The sequence below is a fragment of the Mordavella massiliensis genome, from assembly GCF_016901695.1.
GTDB lineage: Bacteria > Bacillota > Clostridia > Lachnospirales > Lachnospiraceae > Claveliimonas > Claveliimonas massiliensis_A.
Genome location: NZ_JACJKS010000127.1, coordinates 1 through 219, shown reverse-complemented (window position 1 = coordinate 219; position 219 = coordinate 1). Strand labels below are relative to the sequence as shown.

Sequence of the window (219 nt, the reverse complement as noted above, 5' to 3'; positions counted from 1 at the left end):
CGGCATACAGGTCGGACAGGCGCAGCTCCTGCCGGTCCGGCTGCTTATCCTTTCCATTGTAAAAGATCAGGAACTGCGGCGGCGGGATCAGCACCTTCTCCCGGCCGTACACGTTGCACGTCCTCGTCATCTCCTCATAGACGTCCGACAGGTACATCAGCATCCGAAGCGGCAGGTTCGGACTGTAGGTAGACTGATGCTCATACAGGGACAGCCGGG

The 219-nt window shown here is 59.4% G+C and carries 1 pseudogene; it reads right to left on the bottom strand.

Features of this window, described 5'->3' with window-relative positions:
• Positions 1–219: pseudogene (locus H6A20_RS14125) on the bottom strand (hypothetical protein); the annotation flags it as partial.